29 protein-coding genes are annotated in these 16025 nt (G+C 54.6%); all 29 read right to left on the reverse strand.

The window, feature by feature from the left end; translation table 11 throughout:
- Window positions 1–59: 59 nt before the first annotated feature.
- The 29 genes from JFC11_RS10970 to rplC all read right to left on the reverse strand — a co-directional run bounded on the left by JFC11_RS10970 (window position 60) and on the right by rplC (window position 15990).
- A complete protein-coding gene (locus JFC11_RS10970) occupies window positions 60–935 on the reverse strand; it encodes a DMT family transporter (RefSeq protein WP_038480413.1) in 876 nt (291 codons plus the stop codon).
- A gap of 103 nt (window positions 936–1038) precedes the next feature.
- Window positions 1039–2463 (reverse strand): serine hydrolase, encoded by a 1425-nt coding sequence (locus JFC11_RS10975; RefSeq protein ID WP_193061469.1) that lies wholly within the window; start codon window positions 2461–2463, stop codon window positions 1039–1041.
- 206 nt (window positions 2464–2669) lie between these two features.
- Window positions 2670–3056 (reverse strand): 50S ribosomal protein L17, encoded by a 387-nt coding sequence (gene rplQ / locus JFC11_RS10980; RefSeq protein ID WP_009723880.1) that lies wholly within the window; start codon window positions 3054–3056, stop codon window positions 2670–2672.
- Between the two features lie 39 nt (window positions 3057–3095).
- Window positions 3096–4091, reverse strand: coding sequence for a DNA-directed RNA polymerase subunit alpha (locus tag JFC11_RS10985; protein ID WP_009723881.1), 996 nt, complete (start codon window positions 4089–4091; stop codon window positions 3096–3098).
- A 125-nt stretch (window positions 4092–4216) separates the two neighbouring features.
- Window positions 4217–4837 (reverse strand): 30S ribosomal protein S4, encoded by a 621-nt coding sequence (gene rpsD, locus JFC11_RS10990; protein ID WP_009723882.1) that lies wholly within the window; start codon window positions 4835–4837, stop codon window positions 4217–4219.
- A gap of 12 nt (window positions 4838–4849) precedes the next feature.
- A complete protein-coding gene (gene rpsK, locus JFC11_RS10995; protein WP_009723883.1) occupies window positions 4850–5236 on the reverse strand; it encodes a 30S ribosomal protein S11 in 387 nt (128 codons plus the stop codon).
- A gap of 52 nt (window positions 5237–5288) precedes the next feature.
- Complete coding sequence (gene rpsM / locus JFC11_RS11000; protein ID WP_009723884.1) at window positions 5289–5645, reverse strand: 30S ribosomal protein S13; 357 nt, start codon at window positions 5643–5645, stop codon at window positions 5289–5291.
- 123 nt (window positions 5646–5768) lie between these two features.
- Window positions 5769–5882 carry a 50S ribosomal protein L36 gene (gene rpmJ, locus JFC11_RS11005; RefSeq protein ID WP_009099023.1) on the reverse strand — a complete coding sequence of 38 codons (114 nt, stop codon included), beginning with the start codon at window positions 5880–5882 and terminating at the stop codon, window positions 5769–5771.
- 28 nt (window positions 5883–5910) lie between these two features.
- Window positions 5911–7242, reverse strand: a complete 1332-nt coding sequence (gene secY / locus JFC11_RS11010; protein WP_038480406.1) for a preprotein translocase subunit SecY — start codon at window positions 7240–7242, stop codon at window positions 5911–5913.
- Window positions 7243–7677 carry a 50S ribosomal protein L15 gene (gene rplO / locus JFC11_RS11015; protein WP_038480402.1) on the reverse strand — a complete coding sequence of 145 codons (435 nt, stop codon included), beginning with the start codon at window positions 7675–7677 and terminating at the stop codon, window positions 7243–7245.
- Between the two features lie 3 nt (window positions 7678–7680).
- Window positions 7681–7863: a 50S ribosomal protein L30 gene (gene rpmD / locus JFC11_RS11020; RefSeq protein WP_009723888.1), complete on the reverse strand. Its 183-nt coding sequence runs from the start codon at window positions 7861–7863 to the stop codon at window positions 7681–7683.
- A gap of 6 nt (window positions 7864–7869) precedes the next feature.
- Entirely contained in the window at window positions 7870–8370 is a 501-nt protein-coding gene (rpsE, locus tag JFC11_RS11025) for a 30S ribosomal protein S5 (RefSeq protein WP_009723889.1), read from the reverse strand.
- An 11-nt stretch (window positions 8371–8381) separates the two neighbouring features.
- On the reverse strand, window positions 8382–8732 hold the full coding sequence (gene rplR, locus JFC11_RS11030; RefSeq protein ID WP_009723890.1) for a 50S ribosomal protein L18: 351 nt from the start codon (window positions 8730–8732) through the stop codon (window positions 8382–8384).
- 9 nt (window positions 8733–8741) lie between these two features.
- A complete protein-coding gene (rplF, locus tag JFC11_RS11035; RefSeq protein ID WP_038480399.1) occupies window positions 8742–9272 on the reverse strand; it encodes a 50S ribosomal protein L6 in 531 nt (176 codons plus the stop codon).
- Window positions 9273–9281: 9 nt separating this feature from the next.
- Window positions 9282–9674: a 30S ribosomal protein S8 gene (gene rpsH, locus JFC11_RS11040; protein ID WP_009723892.1), complete on the reverse strand. Its 393-nt coding sequence runs from the start codon at window positions 9672–9674 to the stop codon at window positions 9282–9284.
- A 32-nt stretch (window positions 9675–9706) separates the two neighbouring features.
- Window positions 9707–10012, reverse strand: coding sequence for a 30S ribosomal protein S14 (gene rpsN, locus JFC11_RS11045; RefSeq protein WP_009723893.1), 306 nt, complete (start codon window positions 10010–10012; stop codon window positions 9707–9709).
- A 10-nt stretch (window positions 10013–10022) separates the two neighbouring features.
- Window positions 10023–10562, reverse strand: a complete 540-nt coding sequence (gene rplE / locus JFC11_RS11050; RefSeq protein ID WP_009723894.1) for a 50S ribosomal protein L5 — start codon at window positions 10560–10562, stop codon at window positions 10023–10025.
- Between the two features lie 18 nt (window positions 10563–10580).
- Window positions 10581–10895, reverse strand: coding sequence for a 50S ribosomal protein L24 (gene rplX / locus JFC11_RS11055; RefSeq protein ID WP_009723895.1), 315 nt, complete (start codon window positions 10893–10895; stop codon window positions 10581–10583).
- Window positions 10896–10909: 14 nt separating this feature from the next.
- Window positions 10910–11281 carry a 50S ribosomal protein L14 gene (rplN, locus tag JFC11_RS11060; protein WP_009723896.1) on the reverse strand — a complete coding sequence of 124 codons (372 nt, stop codon included), beginning with the start codon at window positions 11279–11281 and terminating at the stop codon, window positions 10910–10912.
- A 50-nt stretch (window positions 11282–11331) separates the two neighbouring features.
- Entirely contained in the window at window positions 11332–11592 is a 261-nt protein-coding gene (gene rpsQ, locus JFC11_RS11065) for a 30S ribosomal protein S17 (protein WP_009723897.1), read from the reverse strand.
- Between the two features lies 1 nt (window position 11593).
- Window positions 11594–11785 (reverse strand): 50S ribosomal protein L29, encoded by a 192-nt coding sequence (gene rpmC, locus JFC11_RS11070; RefSeq protein ID WP_009723898.1) that lies wholly within the window; start codon window positions 11783–11785, stop codon window positions 11594–11596.
- Window positions 11785–12198 carry a 50S ribosomal protein L16 gene (rplP, locus tag JFC11_RS11075; protein ID WP_007112000.1) on the reverse strand — a complete coding sequence of 138 codons (414 nt, stop codon included), beginning with the start codon at window positions 12196–12198 and terminating at the stop codon, window positions 11785–11787. The genes rpmC and rplP overlap by 1 nt, the downstream gene beginning before the upstream one ends.
- Window positions 12199–12213: 15 nt before the next feature.
- Complete coding sequence (rpsC, locus tag JFC11_RS11080) at window positions 12214–12918, reverse strand: 30S ribosomal protein S3 (protein WP_038480389.1); 705 nt, start codon at window positions 12916–12918, stop codon at window positions 12214–12216.
- Between the two features lie 11 nt (window positions 12919–12929).
- Window positions 12930–13262, reverse strand: a complete 333-nt coding sequence (gene rplV, locus JFC11_RS11085; protein WP_038480386.1) for a 50S ribosomal protein L22 — start codon at window positions 13260–13262, stop codon at window positions 12930–12932.
- Between the two features lie 18 nt (window positions 13263–13280).
- Entirely contained in the window at window positions 13281–13556 is a 276-nt protein-coding gene (rpsS, locus tag JFC11_RS11090; RefSeq protein ID WP_009098993.1) for a 30S ribosomal protein S19, read from the reverse strand.
- A 33-nt stretch (window positions 13557–13589) separates the two neighbouring features.
- On the reverse strand, window positions 13590–14420 hold the full coding sequence (gene rplB / locus JFC11_RS11095) for a 50S ribosomal protein L2 (RefSeq protein WP_009723901.1): 831 nt from the start codon (window positions 14418–14420) through the stop codon (window positions 13590–13592).
- Between the two features lie 17 nt (window positions 14421–14437).
- Window positions 14438–14734 carry a 50S ribosomal protein L23 gene (gene rplW, locus JFC11_RS11100; protein WP_009723902.1) on the reverse strand — a complete coding sequence of 99 codons (297 nt, stop codon included), beginning with the start codon at window positions 14732–14734 and terminating at the stop codon, window positions 14438–14440.
- Complete coding sequence (gene rplD / locus JFC11_RS11105; RefSeq protein ID WP_038480381.1) at window positions 14731–15336, reverse strand: 50S ribosomal protein L4; 606 nt, start codon at window positions 15334–15336, stop codon at window positions 14731–14733. Before rplD ends, rplW begins: the two co-directional genes overlap by 4 nt.
- A 15-nt stretch (window positions 15337–15351) precedes the next feature.
- On the reverse strand, window positions 15352–15990 hold the full coding sequence (rplC, locus tag JFC11_RS11110) for a 50S ribosomal protein L3 (RefSeq protein WP_009723904.1): 639 nt from the start codon (window positions 15988–15990) through the stop codon (window positions 15352–15354).
- Window positions 15991–16025 lie beyond the last annotated feature (35 nt).

Below are 16025 nucleotides of genomic sequence, written 5' to 3' on the forward strand. Positions count from 1 at the left end.
CAAAAAGTAACGACCACAAGCCTCTTTTGACACATATGACGATTAATAACAGCCGCGTTTTACGCCGTTGGGCGGGGTTTCAGCGTCGTACGGCGGTCATGGTAAGCAATTGCTAATCCGCTGCCCATAATCAGCACACTGCCCACCCATACCCACAGATCTGGCAGCTCTCCCCAGAACCACCAGCCAAGCAGCACCGCCCACAGCATTGCGGTGTAATCAAATGGAGCAGCAATCGCGGCAGGGGCAAAGCGGAATGCCAGGGTAATAAACGCGGTCGCGCCAATACCCAAAACACCCGAGACCAAAAAGCCAAGCCAGTGCCAGGGCTCTGGGGTTTGCCAAACCCAGGGCAAACTCAGAGCAGTGACGATAAAGGGCACTAACGTCATGTAGAACACCATTGCCCACAGGTGCTCCCTAGCACCGTAGCGCCGCGCAGTAATCATCATCAGTGCATAAAAGAAAGCCGCTCCCAAGAGGGTTAGCGTGCCGAGCTGGAACGCATCACCGCCGGGGCGAACCACAATCAGCACGCCAGCAAAGCCAACTAACGACGCTATTAATACGGGTGGATCGATTCGCTCGCCAAGCAACGGCACTGAAAGCAGCGTTACAAACAAGGGCGCCACAAAAGCGATTGCCGTGGCCTCTGCGAGTGGCAGCAGGGTTAGCCCCCAGACAAAACACACCATCGTGGCGGTATAAATCAATCCTCTGAGAAGGTGTACACGGGGGCGCTTGGTATGCAACTTGCGCAATCCGCCTGCAAAATGCGCCAACAGGGCAATGAGCGGTAATGACACGAGCGTACGAAAGAAAATAATCTGTAGCGGCGAATGGACCTCGCCTAGCCACTTCGATACCGCATCACCGAGCGCTAAGAACAGAACTCCTAAGCACATGCACAGGATACCTTTTAACGACGTTGTCACGACGCTCTCCTTTTGCCCTTTGGACACTTTATCAGCCGGGATTAACAACTAATAAAAAACCCCGCCAATGTGTCACTGACGGGGCTGCGGATCTAACGTGGCTTTACAAACTTGCGTTGACCACCATGCACTCCATCCCCTGCGCCTGGAGCGTTCTACAAGCGCGTCTGGCGCGTGCTTCGTCCAAGGCGACAACCCTGGCGCGGAATACCGGCGTTTGACCAGCTAAAGTATCGATAGCAACCCGCCCCCCCACTTCATGAGGCAGGCGCTGCGCTGCCTGACGTGCCAACTGCTCTGCTCGCGCTGCCTGGCTAAAAGCACCTACCTGGATACCCCAATCACCAGCAGTAACAGACCGTTGAGGCGTAGCTGCCAATTCGCGCTCACGTTCAATAAAAGCGTTCACCGGGTCTGGTCTACGGGTGACAGGAACTTCTGTCGGTGCCTCCATTGAGCGCGCGAGACGATCTTCAATTTCAACAGCCGGTGCAGACGCTGGTGAAGGAGAAAGGGTTGTCGCTGCCAAATTATTCGAAGCCGCTGTATTATTCGAAATCGTTACATTACTGGCCATGACAGGGCGATTAGAGGCTGGCGGTGTCGACATGGGGCGTTGGCTAGGCGCGTTAGAGCCAGAGAAAGCCATAAACTCTCTAGAAAAAGTGGTATTGGCCAGCCACGTTTGCTGGTCACGCAGCGCTGCACGAGCAAAGCTACGGTCTAACAGGTTGGCCATATGAGAATCACGAGATGACCCACTAAAGCCACCCATAACAACGCCCACCATACGGCGATCCCCGTGGACGGCCGTTGTCGCTACATTGAAACCAGATGCACGAATGAAGCCGGTTTTAAGGCCATCTGCACCGGGGTAGTTTTTCACTAAGCGGTTATGGCTGGTGTGCCGGGTACCACGATAGGTGAACTCCTGGAGCCCAAAGTAGTGGTAGTACTGTGGGAAGTCCTGCATCACGCGCACAGAGAGTGTCACCATATCCCGTGCCGTGGTGACCTGCTGATCATCAGGTAGACCCGAGGCATTGCGGAACGTGGTGGCATTCATGCCTAGCTCGCGCGCTTTTGCGGTCATCAGCTGAGCGAAACGCTGCTCGCTACCACCTAATGCTTCAGCCACCACGACGGCAACATCATTAGCAGAGCGCACTGCCAACGCACGAATAGCAGAATCAACAGGAATGGTACTACCTGCAGAAAGCCACAGTTTTACAGCAGGCATGGCGGCAGCTTGAGCAGACACAGGAAGCGGCTGATTAAGACTGAGCTGGCCACTCTCCAATGCTTCAAATGTAAGATAAAGCGTCATCATTTTGGTTAACGATGCGGGGTAGCGACGCTCATCGGCATTCTCGGCGTACAGCACCTCTCCGTTTTCCAAATCCACAACAATCCCAGCATAACGCGGATTTGCATGAGCACTCGATATCGTGCTTAGCAGCAATACCATTAACGACAGCGGAAGCCACCAACGCGCGACGATCGTTGCGCATATTCCCCTTGTTGCCATACATGCCCCTTTCTTGTTTTGCTGTGATGTCACACTACCAACCATTAATCTACTTGCCACACTAAGAAATCTAAGACTAGCACGGTAACTCTTCAAGTGAATTAAGAAAGCAGTATAAAAGTTGAAAACGCAATGAAATGAATAGACCAAAAAAAAACCGACCCTAAGGGGTCGGCTTTCATTTTGTTGAGCAACAACGCAGAGACTTACTCTTCTGCAGCTGCTTCTTCAACAACCGGACGGTCAACCAGCTCAACGAACGCCATGGGCGCGTTGTCGCCTGTGCGGTAACCGCACTTGAGGATGCGGATGTAACCACCCGGACGCTCGGCATAACGCGGACCTAGCTCGTTGAACAGTTTGCCGACGGCTTCTTTGGAGCGCGTGCGGGCAAATGCCAAACGGCGGTTTGCAACGCTATCCTGCTTGGCTAGGGTAATTAGCGGCTCGATAACGCGACGCAATTCCTTGGCCTTAGGCAGGGTTGTCTTGATGACTTCATGTTCGACCAGCGAGACAGACATGTTCTTGAACATGGCCTGACGATGCGAGCTGGTACGATTCAGATGACGACCACTCTTACGATGACGCATGGTTGTAATTCCTTACCAAACTGGGACTCGAGTCGACACTCACGCGGAGGCCTTGTCGTCCTTCAGGCTAGCGGGTGGCCAATTTTCCAGCCGCATGCCGAGGGACAAGCCGCGCGCTGCCAATACGTCTTTGATTTCATTCAAAGACTTTTTACCAAGATTCGGTGTCTTCAGCAGCTCAACTTCAGTGCGCTGGATAAGATCACCAATGTAGTAAATATTCTCGGCTTTTAGGCAGTTAGCGCTGCGAACTGTCAACTCAAGATCGTCTACGGGGCGCAATAGGATAGGATCAACAAGATCCTCTTCCTCTTCGACTTCCTGCTCTTTATCAGCTTCCAGGTCGACGAAGGCGGCCAGCTGCTCTTGCAGAATGGTCGCACTGCGACGGATAGCCTCTTCCGGATCCAGTGTACCGTCGGTTTCCAGATCGATAATTAACTTATCGAGGTCGGTGCGCTGCTCAACACGAGCGGCTTCAACCGAATAGGAAACACGGCGAACAGGGCTGAAGGTGGCATCCAGCTGCAGGCGGCCAATTGCACGTGTCTCTTCATCAGAGCCACGAGCGTCAGCCGGTTCGTAACCACGACCCAGCGCTACCTTAAGCTGAATTTTCAGCTCGGCACCTTCATTGACATGAGCAATGACGTGATCCGGGTTGACGATTTCGACGCTATGATCAAGCGCAATGTCGCCAGCGGTGACGACAGCTGGGCCCTGCTTGTTCAGCGAGAGCACCGCCTCATCGCGGCTGTGCATCTTGATCGCAACATCTTTCAAGTTCAGGAGGATTTCGATGACATCTTCCTGCACCCCTTCGAGCGCACTGTATTCGTGCTCTACACCGGCAATTTCAGCCTCTACCACGGCAGCGCCGGGCATGGACGAAAGCAGAATGCGACGAAGTGCATTCCCCAGGGTGTGACCAAAGCCGCGCTCGAACGGTTCGAGAACGATTTTGGCATGATGTGCGCTGATTTCTTCGACCTTGATGTCACGAGGACGAAGAAACTCTGTCACTGAACGCTGCATATGAACACCTTTCAGGCTGCCAAACGGATACTGAGTACTCTAGAGCACACTACTCAAGAGCATCTGGGCGGTTAGCTTTGCTACCCCGCCCAGGTCTCAAGAAGCAGAAATGTAAATCAAACTGCTTACTTGGAGTACAGCTCGACGATCAGGTTTTCGTTGATGTCGGCAGTCAGGTCACCGCGTTCAGGCAGAGCCTTGAAAGTGCCTTCCATCTTCTTGGCGTCGATTTCGATCCAAGCGATATCGCCACGGTTGGCCGCAATGGTCAACGAGTGTTGAATACGTGCTTGGTTCTTCGCCTTTTCGCGAACAGAAACAACGTCACCGGGCTTCACTTGGTAGGAAGCAACGTTAACGGTGCGGCCGTTCACGGAAATCGCCTTGTGGCTGACCAGCTGACGCGCTTCAGAGCGAGTCGAGCCAAAGCCCATGCGGTAGACGACGTTATCCAGTCGGGATTCAAGCAACTGCAACAATACTTCACCAGTCGCACCTTTCAGGCGAGCGGCTTCTTTGTAGTAGTTGCGGAACTGCTTTTCGAGTACGCCATACATACGGCGTACTTTCTGCTTCTCACGAAGCTGCAAGCCGTAGTCGGAAAGACGCTGACGACGCTGGCCGTGTACACCCGGGATCTGCTCGGATTTACACTTTTTCTCGAAGGGAGTAACACCGCTCTTTAAAAAGAGGTCGGTGCCTTCACGACGAGACAGTTTGCACTTCGGTCCAATATAACGAGCCATGAATCTGTCTCCTTAAACGCGGCGTTTCTTAGGCGGACGGCAGCCATTATGAGGAATGGGCGTCGCGTCAGTGATGCTTTGCACGCGGAAGCCGGCGGCATTGAGAGCGCGCACGGCGGATTCACGGCCTGGACCGGGGCCCTTGACCAGCACGTCTACGTTTTTCACACCATACTCGGCTGCAGCAGTTGCTGCACGCTCACTTGCCACTTGAGCAGCGAACGGGGTGCTCTTGCGAGAACCACGAAAACCCGAACCACCGGCTGTCGCCCAAGAAAGAGCGTTGCCCTGGCGGTCTGTGATCGTCACGATCGTGTTGTTAAAAGAGGCGTGGATATGCGCTACGGCGTCCACTACCTGCTTTTTAACCTTTTTACGGTTACTACGCGGGTTAGCCATGTTGATGTCTATTCCTGTCTTAACGTCAGCTCTCTATTAAAGAGCCTGCGTGTTATTTGCGGATCGGCTTACGCGGGCCCTTACGGGTACGCGCGTTAGTCTTAGTCCGCTGACCACGCAGCGGAAGACTACGACGATGACGCAGACCACGGTAGCAGCCTAAGTCCATGAGACGCTTAATGTTAAGCGTAACATCACGACGAAGGTCGCCTTCTACGGTGTACTTACCAACTTCAGAACGCAGGGTATCCAGCTCATCGCTAGATAGATCCTGGATCTTGGTAGTAGGCGCGATACCGGCAGCAGCACAAACGTGCTGAGCGCGGGTACGGCCAATCCCGAAGATATAGGTCAGCGAGATCGCCGCATGCTTGTTGTCCGGGATATTGACGCCTGCAATACGGGCCATCAGCTTACTCCGAAATTTGAGCGGCTTGCTCGTTTGTTCATCTACAAAAGGCGCAACAGCATACCCCTTTATAAGCCTTATGGCAAGGGGTATGCCGGCACCCGCTTAAAAACAACCCAGGTATTAACCCTGGCGCTGTTTGTGCCGCGGTTCGATACAAATGACGCGGACAGCGCCATTGCGTCGAATGATCTTACAATTACGGCACATCTTCTTTACGGAAGCTCGAACTTTCATCGTTCTCTCCAAATCGCAACGGCGCGCCTCAGCGCATAATGCCGCCGCTACCGTAGCCTTTCAGGTTGGACTTCTTCATCACCGAGTCATATTGATGCGACATGAGATGCGACTGCACCTGGGCCATGAAGTCCATGATGACCACAACCACGATCAGAAGCGAAGTTCCGCCGAAGAAAAACGGCACGTTCCACGCAACGATCAAGAACTGGGGCATCAAGGAAACCGCAGTGATATACAAGGCACCGAACAAAGTAAGACGAGTCATTACTTTATCGATATAGCGAGCGGTCTGCTCGCCGGGGCGAATGCCCGGCAGGAAGGCGCCTGACTTTTTAAGATTGTCAGCCACATCCTTGGGGTTGAAGACCAGCGCTGTGTAAAAGAAGCAGAAGAATACCACTGCCGCCGCGAAAAGCAAGATGTAAAGCGGTTGGCCGGGGCCTAACGCTTGTGATGCACGCTGTAACCACTCCATTCCTTCGCCAGCACCCACCCACTGACCAATAGAGGCCGGGAAGAGTAAAATACTGGAAGCGAAGATTGCTGGAATAACACCAGCCATATTCACTTTCAAAGGCAGGTAGCTGCTTTGGCCTGCATACATCTTATTGCCGACCTGGCGCCTGGGGTAGTTCACTTTCAAGCGGCGTTGACCGCGCTCAATGAACACCACAAACGCAACGGTAGCAATACCTAGCACTGACAGCGCTAACAGCGGAAGAACATTCCAGGCACCTTCATTACGAGCAAGCTCGAACGCTTGCCCAACGGCACTGGGCAGCCCAGCGACGATCCCCGCGAAGATCAACAGCGAAATACCGTTGCCGATGCCCTTCTCGGTGATCTGCTCACCTAGCCACATCATAAACACCGCGCCTGATACAAATGTAATCACGGCGGTGAAAAAGAAGCTGAAGTCAGCGCTGTATGCGATGCCTTGGCTAGCCAGACCGACGGACATACCGGTAGCCTGGACGAAAGCCAGTATCACCGTGCCGTAGCGCGTGTACTGGCTAATCTTGCGGCGGCCAGCCTCACCCTCTTTCTTGAGCTGTTCAAGATGAGGGGAGACCGCAGTCATGAGCTGCATGATAATCGACGCCGAAATGTAGGGCATTATGCCCAGGGCGAGGACGCTCATGCGCTCCAGGGCGCCACCCGAGAACATGTTAAACATGCCTAGAATGGTGCCCTGTTGCTCCCTAAACAAGGCAGCAAGCTGGTCAGGATTGATACCGGGAACGGGAATGTGGGCACCAATACGGTACACCACGATGGCGAGGAGCACGAAGCGCAAACGCGCCCACAGTTCACTCAGACCGCTGCCCATCGCCGGCATATTTCCTGACTTGGCCATTTAGTCCTCTACCTTGCCGCCGGCGGCTTCGATCGCTTCACGGGCACCTTTGGTGACCTTGATACCACGAACGGTAACCGCCTTTTTCAGTTCGCCAGAAAGGATGATCTTCGCATGAAGCGTCGCATCCTTTAGCACGTTGGCTTGCTTCAGAGTTTCCATAGTGACTTCGTCACCGGCAACCTTAGCAAGTTCAGCCAGACGTACTTCTTCAGATACCAATGACTTAGCAGACGTAAAGCCGAACTTCGGCAAACGACGCTGCAATGGCATCTGACCGCCTTCGAAACCAGGCTTGACGCTGCCGCCACTGCGAGATTTCTGACCTTTGTGGCCACGGCCACCGGTCTTACCAAGACCGGAGCCGATACCACGACCAACGCGCTTTTCAGCGTGTTTGGAGCCCGGTGCTGGGCTCAGGGTATTGAGTTTCATGGATTACTCTCCCTCAACGCGCACAAGGTAGTTAACCTTGTGGATCATGCCGCGTACGGCAGGGGTGTCTTCCAGCTCAACCGTATGACCGATGCGACGCAGACCCAGGCCCTTCATAGTAGCCTTGTGCTTGGGCAAAACGCCGATGGTGCTGCGGATCTGGGTAACCTTGATCGTTGCTGCCATGGTGCCTTACCCCGTGATCGCTTCGACAGACAGACCGCGCTTAGCGGCAATGTCTTCCGGTGCTTGCATGGAGGAGAGACCTTTAACAGTCGCTCGCACCACGTTAACCGGGTTGGTGGAACCGTAGCACTTGGCCAGTACATCATGGACACCAGCGAGCTCTAGTACAGAGCGCATGGCGCCGCCAGCGATGATACCGGTACCTTCAGAAGCCGGCTGCATGTACACCTTAGAAGCACCATGACGGGCTTTTATCGGGTACTGAAGCGTATGGCCTGCAAGGTTAACCTTGACCATGTTGCGACGAGCTTGATCCATCGCTTTCTGGATCGCAACAGGCACTTCACGCGCCTTGCCACGACCAAAACCGACACGACCTTTACCATCACCAACGACGGTCAGCGCGGTGAAGCCGAAAATACGACCACCTTTGACCACCTTGGCGACGCGGTTGACCTGCACTAACTTCTCTTGCAGATCACCGCTTTGCTGTTCGTTCTTCGCCATCGTAAAACCCTTTAGAATTCCAGGCCGCCTTCACGTGCGGCGTCGGCCAGAGCCTTAACGCGACCGTGATACTTAAAGCCAGCACGATCGAAGGCCACCTGGGTGATGCCTGCTTCTTTAGCGCGTTCAGCAATCAGAGCGCCAACCTTAGAGGCGGCTTCTGCGTTGCCAGTCGCACCCTCGCGCAGTGCTTTGTCCAGCGTAGAAGCACTGGCTAGCACTTTGCCACCATCCGGCGAGATAATCTGCGCATAGATGTGACGCGGGGTACGGTTGACGCACAGGCGATACACGCCCAGCTCGCGGATCTTTGCGCGAGCGCGGCGGGCACGACGGAGACGAGATTCTTTCTTCGCGTTCATAACCCTGCCTTACTTCTTCTTGGCTTCTTTGCGACGCACCTGCTCGTCGGCGTACCGAACACCCTTGCCTTTATACGGCTCAGGGGGACGGAAGGCGCGGATTTCCGCGGCGCACTGGCCGAGCATCTGCTTGTCCGCGCTTTTCAGCACGATCACGGTGTTCTTCGGCGTTTCCGCTGAGACACCCTTAGGCAGTTCATAGTCGACCGGGTGCGAGAAGCCCAGTGAAAGATTGAGCGTCTGGCCCTTAGCTTGGGCACGATAACCGACGCCTACAATTTCGAGAGTTTTTGTGAAACCCTCGGATACGCCCGTTACCAGGTTCTGAACCAAGGCGCGGGTAGTACCGGCCATTGCCCAGCTCTTGGCAGACTCACTCGGGGCGAAGGTCAGCTGGCCATCTTCTTGACCAATCACCACGTCCTGGTGAATGGGCATAGATAGCGTGCCCTGGCCGCCTTTGGCGGTCAGCTGGCCAGCGTCGATTTTAATCTCGACACCAGCAGGCACTTTAACCGGATATTTCGCTATGCGGGACATTCCAGCCTCCTAGAATACGGTGCAGATGACTTCGCCACCGACGCCTGCTTGGCGCGCGGCACGATCGGTCATGACACCATTAGAGGTGGTGACAATCGCGATACCCAGACCATCGGCGACCTTAGGCAGGTTGTCTTTGCCCTTGTACTGGCGCAGAGACGGCTTGGAAACCCGTTGAATGTGCTCAATAACCGGCTTACCCTCAAAATATTTGAGAGTAACGGTCAGCTCGGGTTTAACGCCTTCAGCCACCGTAAAGTCGGTAATGTAGCCTTCTTCCTTTAACACGCGGGCCACTTCCACTTTCAGCTTGGAGGACGGCATGGTAGCCGTCTCCTTGGTGGCCATCTGCGCATTGCGGATACGGGTAAACATATCCGCTAGAGTGTCTTGCATGCTCATTTAATGTGCGCTCCTGATGATTCGACGTGACGTTACCAGCTGGACTTTTTCAGGCCAGGGACGTCGCCACGCATGGCGGCTTCACGCAGCTTGTTACGGCCAAGGCCGAACTTGTTGTAAAAACCGTGCGGACGGCCAGTCACGCGGCAGCGGTTACGCTGACGCACCGGGCTTGAGTCGCGCGGCAGTTGCTGCAGCTTCAGCGTCGCCTCGAAACGTTCTTCTTCAGAAGCGTTCACGTCCGAGATGATTTTCTTGAGCTCTGCGCGCTTAGCCGCATACTTCTCGACTAGCTGAGTACGCTTGAGCTCGCGCTCTATCATACTTTTCTTAGCCATGATCCAACCCTTATTTCTTAAACGGGAAGTTCAGTGCCGCTAGTAGCGCACGACCTTCCTCGTCGGTGTTGGCGGTAGTAGTGATAGTGACGTCCAGCCCCCGGATGCGATCGATCTTATCATACTCGATCTCCGGGAAGATGATCTGCTCACGCACACCCATTGAGTAATTGCCGCGACCGTCAAAAGACTTCGGATTGAGACCACGGAAGTCACGCACGCGGGGAATCGCAATGTTCACCAAACGGTCCAGGAAGTCCCACATACGCGCTGAGCGCAGTGTTACTTTGACACCGATCGGCCAACCTTCGCGCACCTTGAAGCCCGCGATGGACTTGCGTGCCTTGGTCACCAACGGTTTTTGACCGGAGAGTTTCTCCAGGTCGCCGATGGCATTGTCGATCAACTTTTTATCGCTGACCGCTTCGCCGATACCCATGTTCAGAGTCACTTTCGTGATCCGGGGTACCTGCATTACGTTGGCGTAGCTGAACTGCTCTTTGAGCTGAGCCACGACCTCGTTTTGATAACGTTCTTTCAAGTTCGCCATTTTGCTACCCGACTCGCGTTAGGCGTCGATCTGCGTCTGCGTCGACTTGTAGATACGTACCTTGGTACCGTCTTCCTTAACTTGGAAGCCGACGCGATCCGCCTTACCGGTCTCCGAATTGAAGATGGCTACGTTGGACGCGTGAATCGGAGCCTCACGCTCGACGATACCGCCCTGATTTCCCGCCATGGGATTAGGCTTGGTGTGACGTTTAATCATATTCACACCGGACACCACGAAGCGGTTTTCTAGTACCCGCTTAACAGTGCCACGTTTGCCTTTATCCTTCCCGGCGATGACGATGACTTCATCGTCACGTTTGATCTTTTGCATATCCGCCTCGCTCCTTACAGCACTTCAGGCGCTAGGGAAATGATCTTCATGAACTTCTCATTACGAAGTTCACGAGTTACCGGCCCGAAGATACGCGTGCCGATCGGCTGTTCGTTGGTATTATTCAACAAAACCGCCGCATTTCCATCGAAACGGATCAGCGAACCGTCACTACGACGGACGCCACTACGGGTGCGAACGACTACCGCTTTCAGCACTTGGCCTTTTTTGACCTTACCGCGCGGAATCGCTTCCTTCACCGTTACCTTAATGACGTCACCAACGCGAGCGTAGCGACGGTGTGAACCGCCTAACACCTTGATGCATTGCACCCGGCGCGCTCCGCTGTTGTCAGCGACATCCAGCATTGTCTGAGTCTGAATCATCGGTTTTCTCCAAACCTAATCTGACTGCACTGATCGGCAGACTTTAGGTATTAACCCTTAGCCTGCTCAACCACCTCGACCAGCGTCCAAGCTTTCTTCTTGGAAAGCGGACGGCACTCCTGAATGGAAACCGTATCGCCTGCCTTAGCCTGGTTCGCCTCATCATGGGCGTGCAGCTTGGTGGAGCGCTTGACGTATTTTCCGTAGATCGGGTGACGCTCACGACGCTCGATCATAACGACGATGGATTTATCCATCTTATCGCTCACCACCTTGCCGGTGAGCGTACGTGTTTTTTTCTCTTCGGCCATCTTATTCACCTGCCTTCTCGTTGAGCATAGTCTTCACACGGGCGATATCCCGGCGGACCTGCTTGAGCAGATGAGTCTGGCTCAGTTGGCCAGTGGCCTTCTGCATGCGCAGGTTAAACTGCTCGCGGAGTAGCTCGAGGAGTTGCTCTTGCAGCTCTCCTACGGACTTTTCACGAATTTCCTGGGCTTTCATCACATCACCGTCCGTTTAGCAAAGGTGGTGGACAAGGGCATCTTCTGTGCGGCCAATTCAAATGCTTCACGGGCCAACTCTTCGGATACACCTTCAATTTCGTACAGGACCCGACCCGGTTGGATCTGGGCTACCCAGTACTCAACGGAACCTTTACCTTTACCCATACGAACTTCGAGCGGCTTCTTAGAGATCGGCTTATCAGGGAAGACGCGGATCCAAATTTTACCGCCACGTTTAACGTGACGTGTGATCGCACGACGGCCTGCTTCGATCTGGCGCGCAGTGATGCGGCCACGACCCGTTGCTTTGAGACCGTACTCCCCGAAGCTGATTTTGCTTCCGCGATGCGCCAGGCCACGGTTGCGGCCTTTCATCATCTTACGGAATTTCATACGCTTGGGCTGTAACATCGACTCGCTCTCCCCTTACCTGGAACCTTTCTTCTTGGGCGCGTTGCCGGCAGGCTGCTGTTGCTTAGCCTTGGCACGTACTTCCTCAATACCACCGAGGATTTCACCCTTGAAGATCCACACTTTGACGCCGATGACGCCGTAGGTGGTGTGAGCTTCGTAAGTGGCGTAGTCGATATCCGCACGCAACGTGTGCAACGGAACGCGACCTTCGCGGTACCATTCGGTACGTGCGATTTCGGCACCACCCAGACGACCTGACAGCTGAATCTTAATGCCGCCAGCGCCAAGACGCATTGCGTTCTGTACCGCGCGCTTCATAGCACGACGGAACATTACGCGACGCTCAAGCTGACCCGCTACGTTAGCAGCGACTAGCTTGGCATCCAGCTCCGGCTTGCGAACTTCTTCGATGTTCACATGAACCGGAACACCCATCATCTCGGTTAGATCGCGACGCAAACGGTCGACATCTTCACCTTTTTTGCCAATCACGATACCCGGACGGGCAGTATGAATGGTGATGCGGGCATTGTTAGCCGGACGCTCGATGTGAATGCGGCTTACGGAAGCGTTCTTTAAACGCTGATCCAGGAAGCTGCGCACTTCGAGATCGTTATTGAGCTTATCGGCATAAGCGCCGCGCTCGGCATACCAGACAGAAGCATGGTCTTTGACGATGCCCAGTCGAATGCCTGTTGGATTGACTTTCTGACCCATCTGGTCGACTCCTACTTCTCGGCTACCTTGACGGTGATGTGGCAGGTGCGCTTCAAGATACGATCCGCACGGCCTTTGGCGCGCGGCTTGATACGCTTGAGCGTCACGCCCTCATCGACACAGATGGTCGAGACACGCAGCTCGTCGATGTCCATGCCGTTATTTTCTTCCGCATTCGCGATGGCGGACTGAAGCACTTTCTTGACCAGTTTGGCAGCCTTCTTCGGTGAGAAGGTCAGCAGGTCAATAGCTTCGGCGACCGGTTTACCGCGCACCTGGTCAGCCACCAAACGGGCCTTCTGTGCGGATAAAGCAGCGCCACTCAGCTTAGCTGTGACTTCCATCTCTTAATCCTCTCTGGCTTACCGTTTGGCTTTCTTGTCCGCAGCATGCCCGCGATATGTGCGAGTAGCAGCGAATTCGCCAAGTTTATGACCCACCATTTCCTCGGAGACGTGCACCGGGACATGCTGGCGTCCGTTATGGACCGCAATAGTCAGACCTACCATGTTGGGCAGGATCATCGAACGACGCGACCAAGTCTTGATTGGTTTGCGATCGTTCTTCTCCACTGCAGCCTCTACCTTCTTCAAAAGATGAAGGTCAATGAAGGGACCTTTCTTTAGTGAACGTGGCACAGCCGTTACCTCTTAAGTTCTTGGCAATTTCGATTAACGCGTCTTGTTACGACGACGGATAATCAGCTTGTCGGTGCGCTTGTTCTTACGCGTCTTGTGACCCTTAGTCGGCACACCCCATGGGGATACCGGGTGACGACCACCACTGGTGCGGCCTTCACCACCACCGTGCGGGTGATCCACCGGGTTCATCGCGACACCGCGAACAGTCGGACGCACGCCTCTCCAGCGCTTCGCACCGGCCTTGCCAAGTTGACGCAGGCTGTGCTCGGAGTTGCTCACTTCGCCCAGAGTTGCGCGGCACTCAGCCAACACTTTGCGCATTTCGCCAGAGCGAAGACGTAAGGTGGCGTAGTTACCTTCACGAGCAACCAGCTGAGCGCTAGTACCGGCACTGCGAGCAATCTGCGCGCCTTTACCCGGCTTCAGTTCGATACCATGAACGGTAGAACCAAGCGGAATATTGCGCAGCGGCAAAGCATTGCCTTTTTTGATGGGCGCGTTTACACCAGATTCCAGCACGTCACCCGCGCTGACACCTTTCGGTGCAATGATGTAACGACGCTCACCATCTGCATATTTCAGTAGTGCAATATGCGCACTACGGTTCGGATCGTGCTCAAGACGCTCAACGGTGGCTGGAATGCCATCCTTGGTGCGTTTGAAGTCGATCAACCGGTAGTGCTGACGGTGACCACCGCCCACGTGGCGGGTGGTGATGCGACCGTAGTTGTTACGGCCACCGGACTTGGACTGTTTCTCCAAAAGCGGTGCATAAGCACGGCCTTTGTACAGTTCCTCACCAACGATCTTAACGACGTGGCGACGACCGGCGGATGTGGGTTTGGTCTTGACGATTGCCATTATCCGTACTCCTGCCCTTATTCGGCGCCAGAGAAGTCTTCGAGCGTTTCACCCGCAGCCAGGGTCACATACGCTTTGCGGTAACCCTTACGCAGGCCAACGCCGTGAGCAGTACGCTTAGTTTTCCCCTTCACGTTCAATACTTGAACGCTGCCGACCTTCTTGCCGAATAGTGCTTCAACGGCTTTCTTGATCTCGGGTTTGGTAGCATCAGATGCCACCTTGAAAACGTACTGGTTGCGCTCGGCTGCCATCGCGGCCTTTTCGGTCACGTGCGGTCCAAGCAGAACCTTAAATACGCGCTCCTGGTTCATGCCAGCTTCTCCTCGAATTTACGCAGGGCGGAGACGGTGACCAGAACCTTATCAAAGGCTACTAGGCTCACCGGATCAGCTGCAGCGACATCCACCACGTCAACGTGGGGAAGGTTGCGTGCGGCCAGATAGAGCTTCTCGTCAATTTCTTCGGTGACGATCAACACTTTCTCAAGGTTGAGCTCTTTCAGCTTGGCAGCTACCTGCTTGGTCTTCGGCGCTTCAACGCTGAACTCTTCAACAGCGACAAGACGCTCTTGACGTACTAGCTCAGACAGGATGGAACGCATCGCCGCACGGTACATTTTGCGGTTTACTTTCTGGCTATGGTCCTGAGGACGCGCCGCGAAAGTCACACCGCCGCTGCGCCATAGCGGAGAGCGGATAGTACCGGCACGTGCACGACCGGTCCCCTTCTGACGCCACGGCTTCTTACCACCACCACGTACGTCGGAACGGTTCTTTTGAGCGCGGGTACCTTGACGGCCACCAGCCAAATAGGCGGTTACCACCTGGTGAACCAGCGCTTCGTTGAATTCTTTGCCAAAAGTGGCATCGGCTACTTCAACGGTACCCGTGCCTGCAGCAAGATTCAGATTCATTGGTAATTATCCCCTTCAGCGAGCTTTCACGGCGCTGCGAACGATAACATCGCTACCGGTCGCGCCCGGAACAGCACCTTTGATCAGCAGCAGGTTACGCTCGGCGTCGACACGGACGATCTCAAGGCTCTGCACGGTGCAACGGGCATTACCCATTTGACCGGCCATTTTCTTGCCTTTAAATACGCGACCCGGAGTCTGACACATGCCGATAGAACCCGGCGCGCGGTGCGACAGGGAGTTACCATGCGTGTTGTCTTGGGTACGGAAATTCCAGCGCTTAACAGCACCCTGGAAGCCTTTACCCTTAGAGGTGCCGGTCACATCAATCATTTGACCAGCTTCGAAGAGGGATACGGTGAGTTCGCCACCCACTTCCGGAGATTCTTCGCCTTCTGCAAGACGGAATTCCATCAGTGAACGACCAGCCTCAACACCCGCCTTGGCAAACTGACCAGCTTGCGCTTTGGTGAGGTGCTTGGCTTTACGAGAACCTGTGGTGACCTGAACCGCTGCGTAACCGTCAGACTCAAGAGTCTTAACGCGCGTCACACGGTTAGGATCAACTTCAATAACGGTCACGGGCACGGAAGCGCCATCTTCGGTAAAGACACGGGTCATCCCGGCCTTTTTACCGACTAAACCGATAGTCATACTCAGTCTCCTATAGTGTACGGGGCTATCACCCG

The sequence above is a fragment of the Vreelandella alkaliphila genome (assembly GCF_016107625.1).
GTDB lineage: Bacteria > Pseudomonadota > Gammaproteobacteria > Pseudomonadales > Halomonadaceae > Vreelandella > Vreelandella alkaliphila.

What these genes read in the sequence shown, in the direction of transcription:
- JFC11_RS10975 (WP_193061469.1), bottom strand. Translation starts at nt 2,463, where the DNA reads ATGGCAACAAGGGGAATATGCGCAACGATCGTCGCGCGTTGGTGGCTT.
- rplQ (WP_009723880.1), bottom strand. Translation starts at nt 3,056, where the DNA reads ATGCGTCATCGTAAGAGTGGTCGTCATCTGAATCGTACCAGCTCGCAT.
- JFC11_RS10985 (WP_009723881.1), bottom strand. Translation starts at nt 4,091, where the DNA reads ATGCAGCGTTCAGTGACAGAGTTTCTTCGTCCTCGTGACATCAAGGTC.
- rpsD (WP_009723882.1), bottom strand. Translation starts at nt 4,837, where the DNA reads ATGGCTCGTTATATTGGACCGAAGTGCAAACTGTCTCGTCGTGAAGGC.
- rpsK (WP_009723883.1), bottom strand. Translation starts at nt 5,236, where the DNA reads ATGGCTAACCCGCGTAGTAACCGTAAAAAGGTTAAAAAGCAGGTAGTG.
- rpsM (WP_009723884.1), bottom strand. Translation starts at nt 5,645, where the DNA reads ATGGCCCGTATTGCAGGCGTCAATATCCCGGACAACAAGCATGCGGCG.
- rpmJ (WP_009099023.1), bottom strand. Translation starts at nt 5,882, where the DNA reads ATGAAAGTTCGAGCTTCCGTAAAGAAGATGTGCCGTAATTGTAAGATC.
- secY (WP_038480406.1), bottom strand. Translation starts at nt 7,242, where the DNA reads ATGGCCAAGTCAGGAAATATGCCGGCGATGGGCAGCGGTCTGAGTGAA.
- rplO (WP_038480402.1), bottom strand. Translation starts at nt 7,677, where the DNA reads ATGAAACTCAATACCCTGAGCCCAGCACCGGGCTCCAAACACGCTGAA.
- rpmD (WP_009723888.1), bottom strand. Translation starts at nt 7,863, where the DNA reads ATGGCAGCAACGATCAAGGTTACCCAGATCCGCAGCACCATCGGCGTT.
- rpsE (WP_009723889.1), bottom strand. Translation starts at nt 8,370, where the DNA reads ATGGCGAAGAACGAACAGCAAAGCGGTGATCTGCAAGAGAAGTTAGTG.
- rplR (WP_009723890.1), bottom strand. Translation starts at nt 8,732, where the DNA reads ATGAACGCGAAGAAAGAATCTCGTCTCCGTCGTGCCCGCCGCGCTCGC.
- rplF (WP_038480399.1), bottom strand. Translation starts at nt 9,272, where the DNA reads ATGTCCCGCATAGCGAAATATCCGGTTAAAGTGCCTGCTGGTGTCGAG.
- rpsH (WP_009723892.1), bottom strand. Translation starts at nt 9,674, where the DNA reads ATGAGCATGCAAGACACTCTAGCGGATATGTTTACCCGTATCCGCAAT.
- rpsN (WP_009723893.1), bottom strand. Translation starts at nt 10,012, where the DNA reads ATGGCTAAGAAAAGTATGATAGAGCGCGAGCTCAAGCGTACTCAGCTA.
- rplE (WP_009723894.1), bottom strand. Translation starts at nt 10,562, where the DNA reads ATGGCGAACTTGAAAGAACGTTATCAAAACGAGGTCGTGGCTCAGCTC.
- rplX (WP_009723895.1), bottom strand. Translation starts at nt 10,895, where the DNA reads ATGCAAAAGATCAAACGTGACGATGAAGTCATCGTCATCGCCGGGAAG.
- rplN (WP_009723896.1), bottom strand. Translation starts at nt 11,281, where the DNA reads ATGATTCAGACTCAGACAATGCTGGATGTCGCTGACAACAGCGGAGCG.
- rpsQ (WP_009723897.1), bottom strand. Translation starts at nt 11,592, where the DNA reads ATGGCCGAAGAGAAAAAAACACGTACGCTCACCGGCAAGGTGGTGAGC.
- rpmC (WP_009723898.1), bottom strand. Translation starts at nt 11,785, where the DNA reads ATGAAAGCCCAGGAAATTCGTGAAAAGTCCGTAGGAGAGCTGCAAGAG.
- rplP (WP_007112000.1), bottom strand. Translation starts at nt 12,198, where the DNA reads ATGTTACAGCCCAAGCGTATGAAATTCCGTAAGATGATGAAAGGCCGC.
- rpsC (WP_038480389.1), bottom strand. Translation starts at nt 12,918, where the DNA reads ATGGGTCAGAAAGTCAATCCAACAGGCATTCGACTGGGCATCGTCAAA.
- rplV (WP_038480386.1), bottom strand. Translation starts at nt 13,262, where the DNA reads ATGGAAGTCACAGCTAAGCTGAGTGGCGCTGCTTTATCCGCACAGAAG.
- rplB (WP_009723901.1), bottom strand. Translation starts at nt 14,420, where the DNA reads ATGGCAATCGTCAAGACCAAACCCACATCCGCCGGTCGTCGCCACGTC.
- rplW (WP_009723902.1), bottom strand. Translation starts at nt 14,734, where the DNA reads ATGAACCAGGAGCGCGTATTTAAGGTTCTGCTTGGACCGCACGTGACC.
- rplD (WP_038480381.1), bottom strand. Translation starts at nt 15,336, where the DNA reads ATGAATCTGAATCTTGCTGCAGGCACGGGTACCGTTGAAGTAGCCGAT.
- rplC (WP_009723904.1), bottom strand. Translation starts at nt 15,990, where the DNA reads ATGACTATCGGTTTAGTCGGTAAAAAGGCCGGGATGACCCGTGTCTTT.